The 406-nt window shown below is 55.4% G+C and carries 1 protein-coding gene; it reads right to left on the bottom strand.

Annotation, left to right across the window (positions count from 1 at the left end):
• Positions 1 to 402 (bottom strand): hypothetical protein (locus OO306_RS28225; protein WP_265970401.1); only part of this gene is annotated, 402 nt, incomplete at its 3' end.
• Positions 403 to 406 lie beyond the last annotated feature (4 nt).

Below are 406 nucleotides of genomic sequence, written 5' to 3'. Positions count from 1 at the left end.
TGGTGATGGGTGGTGTGAGGAGACGGTGACCTGGGTCCCTTTTCCCAGCCACGGGGGGCTAGAACTTATATAAGTCAAGCCCTGACGAAAATCTGCTGCACAGAAATAGACGGCCGTGTCCTCAACTTTCAGACTGTTCATTTGCAGAAACGCCGTGTTGTTGCTGTTGTCTCCGATGTCTCCGGAGATGGTGAATCGGCCCTTCACGGAGTCTGCATAGTGTGTACTACCACCCTTCCAGCTAATAGCTGCTACAAACTCACGATCCTTTCCTGGAGGTTGGCGGAACCAGCCCATGGAATACCTGCTGAAGCGGCCTCCAGAGACTATACAGGAGAGTCTCAGAGAATCCCCCGCCTGCGCCAATCCTCCCCCAGACTCCTGCAGCTGCACCTGGGCCATGGCC

Source organism: Pseudomonas sp. DCB_AW, assembly GCF_026240895.1.
Lineage (GTDB): Bacteria > Pseudomonadota > Gammaproteobacteria > Pseudomonadales > Pseudomonadaceae > Aquipseudomonas > Aquipseudomonas kermanshahensis.
Note: the sequence above shows the minus strand (reverse complement) of the source record. Positions and strands in the feature narration are given on the sequence as shown.